The 3,764-nt window shown below is 38.2% G+C and carries 4 protein-coding genes; all 4 read left to right on the top strand.

Annotation, left to right across the window (positions count from 1 at the left end; genetic code table 11):
* The first annotated feature begins 90 nt into the window (after window positions 1-90).
* Window positions 91-1,458 (top strand): chromosomal replication initiator protein DnaA, encoded by a 1,368-nt coding sequence (dnaA, locus tag WMO25_RS16065; protein ID WP_117528537.1) that lies wholly within the window; start codon window positions 91-93, stop codon window positions 1,456-1,458.
* Window positions 1,459-1,861: 403 nt separating this feature from the next.
* Window positions 1,862-2,965: a DNA polymerase III subunit beta gene (gene dnaN, locus WMO25_RS16060; protein ID WP_015512995.1), complete on the top strand. Its 1,104-nt coding sequence runs from the start codon at window positions 1,862-1,864 to the stop codon at window positions 2,963-2,965.
* A gap of 99 nt (window positions 2,966-3,064) precedes the next feature.
* Window positions 3,065-3,274, top strand: coding sequence for an RNA-binding S4 domain-containing protein (locus WMO25_RS16055; RefSeq protein WP_330371273.1), 210 nt, complete (start codon window positions 3,065-3,067; stop codon window positions 3,272-3,274).
* Between the two features lie 3 nt (window positions 3,275-3,277).
* A partial coding sequence (gene recF, locus WMO25_RS16050; RefSeq protein ID WP_349086161.1) for a DNA replication/repair protein RecF occupies window positions 3,278-3,764 on the top strand: 487 nt, incomplete at its 3' end.

Raw genomic sequence — 3,764 nt, 5'->3', positions numbered from 1 at the left:
TTTCCACACAAGATTTCACCAAAAGCATTGTAAAAAAATTTAAAATGTTATAAAATATTTAGTAAGTAAACTATAATTAGGGGGATTATCGTGATTAACAAAATTCGAGAAAACTGGGATCAGATATTGGATATTATGAGAATTGAGCATGACATTTCTCCCGTTGCTTTTAACACATGGATAAAGCCTTTAACTGTCTATTCTGTCGAAGGTCATACAATTACCATTCTCGTCAACAATGAACTAGAGCAAATGTGCAGCTATATAAAGAAAAAGTTCGAACAGCCTCTGAAAGTCACTATTTCAGAGTATTTTAATGACGTTTATGATATTCACATTACGACCAGCGAAGAACTCGGCAAAATTGAGGCCACCCAGACTGTAGAGCCGGAGAAAAAACCTGCTGCATCGATCATTACAAACAAAACGCTGAATCCTAATTACACATTTGATACTTTTGTCGTTGGCAAAAACAACGAACTTGCCCACGCAACAGCTCTGGCTGTCGCATCAGATCCCGGAGATTACGGCAATCCGCTGTTCATCTACGGAGGTGTTGGACTTGGAAAGACGCATTTGATGCATTCCATCGCACATTACATTCTTTCCTACAATCCAGATTACAAAATTATATACACAACGACAGAAACATTCTCCAATGAATTAATTTCAGCCATCAAGAACAAAACCCAGGAGGCATTTAAAGATAAGTACAGGAATATTGATATGCTCCTGATCGATGATATTCAGTTCATTGCCGGCAAAGACAGTACAATGGAAGAATTTTTCCATACATTTAACACACTGTATGAAAATAAAAAACAGATCGTTATTTCATCCGATAAACCGCCAAAAGATATTGTCGGTGTCGAAGATCGTCTGATCTCCCGATTCAAAGTCGGATTAACCGTTGATGTACAGCCACCGGATTATGAAACCCGTGTTGCTATCCTGGTAAAAAGAGCTGAACTTGAACATATTAATATAGAAGTAGATGCGCTTCATTATGTTGCTGATCATATCAGCTCCAATATCCGAGAGCTTGAAGGCGCACTGCGCCAGATTTACAACTTTTCACGTCTGAAACACGCAGACAGAATTGATACCGATCTGGCCCGTGAAGCATTAAAGGATATTATTGCACCGGATGAAGCAAGACCGATCACTCCGGAAGTCATCATTGAGACAGTAACAGAGCACTATAATTATAAGGTAACAAAAGATGATATTCTTGGTAAAAACCGAAGCCGCGATATCTCTTATCCACGACAGATCTGTATGTATCTCTGTGAGAAATACACTGGGCTTTCATTAGCAGCGATCGGTGCTGCGTTGGGCAATAAAGATCATACAACGGTTCTTCATGGCATCAAGAAGATTAAGACTGACTTGGAGAAGGACGAGCAGTTACGCAGTACAATTGATATTATCACCAAGAAGTTAAACCCTCCAAAGTAGCATAAACTCTGGATAAAACGAGTTTTCCACCGAATTTCCACAGGAGTTATCCACAATTTGTTGATGGTTTATTTGCGTTCTGAATAACCTGTGGATAGTGCAGTGGACAAGCGGTGGATATTCATTTTTTACCTTTCCCGCGAAGCGGGACGCGATTTTAAAAATTGTGGAAAAATGCCATGTTATCCTATTTTTTTTCAACAGTTATTCACAGTCATTTCACCACCAGAAGTCAGCATTTATCACGGTTGTAGAGCTTATCCACAATATAAACGCCCCCTACAACTACTACAACATTATCATATATATATTTATGTATATGCACACCTCTCTTTTTTATGACTGTTAACTTTTGTGGATAACATCACCTTTATATAGAACATACGAAAGGACGTATCAACATATGAAAATCATTTGTAATAAATCAGCATTGCTTACCGGTGTCAACACTGTCTTAAAAGCAGTACCTGCAAGAACAACAATGCCTATTCTTGAATGTATACTGATTGATACAACATCAGGGGTCATTAAATTGACAGCCAATGATATGGATCTCGGTATTGAAACAACAGTTGACGGTGATGTCCTTGATAAAGGATGTATTGCTTTGGAGGCTAAACTGTTTTCTGAGATTGTGAGAAAACTCCCGGATAGTGAAGTTACAATTGAAACAGATGACAACAATAAGGCATTGATCAAATGTGAAAAAGCAAAATTTAATATCGCCGGAAAAGATGGTGAAGATTTTGTCGCATTGCCTGAAATAGAAAAGACCCATTTTATTACGCTTTCCCAGTTCTCATTAAAAGAAATTATTCGTCAGACGATTTTTTCAATTTCTGATAATGAAAGCAACCGAATGATGTCCGGTGAACTTTTACAGATTGATCAGGATCAGCTGCGTCTTGTTTCACTGGACGGTCAGAGAATTTCTATCCGTAAAATTTCACTTAAAGAATCATATGATCCGATCAAAGCAGTTATTCCTGGAAAAACCCTGAATGAGATCAGTAAGATTTTGTCCGGTGATATGGATGATGATGTTCGTATTTATTTTACAGACAGACATGTATTGTTTGAATTTGATCAGACAGTGGTTGTATCACGTCTGCTGGAAGGAGAATATTTCCAGATTGACAAGATGATTTCAAGTGATTACAATACCAAAATAACCATTAACAAGAAAGAGCTGCAGGGGTGTATTGAACGTGCGTCTCTTCTGATTCGTGAAAGTGAAAGAAAGCCAATTATTATCAACGTGACAGATGGTTCCATGGAGATGAAGATCCAGTCAGCCATGGGTTCCATGAATGAAGATATTGATATCAGCAAAGAAGGACGGGATATCATGATCGGATTTAATCCGAAGTTTATCCTGGATGCACTGCGTGTTATTGATGATGAGGAGATTACCATGTATCTGGTCAATCCAAAGGCACCTTTTATCATCAAAAACGATGAACAGTCTTATATCTACCTTGTTTTGCCAATCAGTTTCAACATGTAATTGTTCAGAGTCAAGCATCATTTCATAAAGCTGACATAAAATGTGTTGCATTTTGTCAGTTGCTTGACTCAAAATATACAGGAATAAATAAGGAGTAGAATGATGCAGACATTTGGATTAAAGGATGAACATATTAAACTTGGACAGCTTTTGAAAGCAACTGGTCTGGTAGGATCCGGCGTAGATGCCAAGATTGTTGTTCAGGAAGGACTTGTGAAAGTCAACGGTAAAGTTTGTTATATGCGCGGCAAAAAAATCGTGTCGGGTGATATTGTTGAATTTGAAAATGAAAAGATAGAAGTTGTATAGAGTATGTATGTAGAATCGCTGGCATTGGAGAATTACAGAAATTATGCGCATCTTTCAGTTAATTTAAGTCCGGGCATTAATATCTTTTTCGGAGATAATGCTCAGGGGAAGACGAATGTGCTGGAAGCACTTTATATGTGTGCGACAACAAAATCCCATAGAGGCAGCCGTGATCGTGAAATCATTCGGTTTGGTGAAGAAGAAGCCCATATTCGGATGCTGCTTTCAAAGGAGCATGTACGACACAAAATCGACGTGCATCTGAAGAAGAATAAATCAAAAGGGATTGCTATTGATGGTATTCCCATCAGAAAATCCGGGGAATTGTTTGGTCTTGTGCATATGATCTGTTTTTCACCGGAAGACCTGGCCATGATTAAAAATGGACCGGGGGAGAGACGACGTTTTCTCGATCTCGAATTATGTCAGCTGGATAAAGTTTATCTACATAATATTTCCAATTACAACAAAATTGTGAACCAGAGAAATA

Source organism: Coprococcus intestinihominis, assembly GCF_040096555.1.
Classification (GTDB): domain Bacteria; phylum Bacillota; class Clostridia; order Lachnospirales; family Lachnospiraceae; genus Coprococcus_A; species Coprococcus_A intestinihominis.
This window is presented reverse-complemented; position numbering and strand designations above follow the sequence as displayed.

Bases quoted from the DNA above. Each gene is read 5' to 3' on its own strand.
- WMO25_RS16055 (WP_330371273.1), top strand. From the start codon at position 3,065: ATGATGCAGACATTTGGATTAAAGGATGAACATATTAAACTTGGACAG.
- dnaN (WP_015512995.1), top strand. From the start codon at position 1,862: ATGAAAATCATTTGTAATAAATCAGCATTGCTTACCGGTGTCAACACT.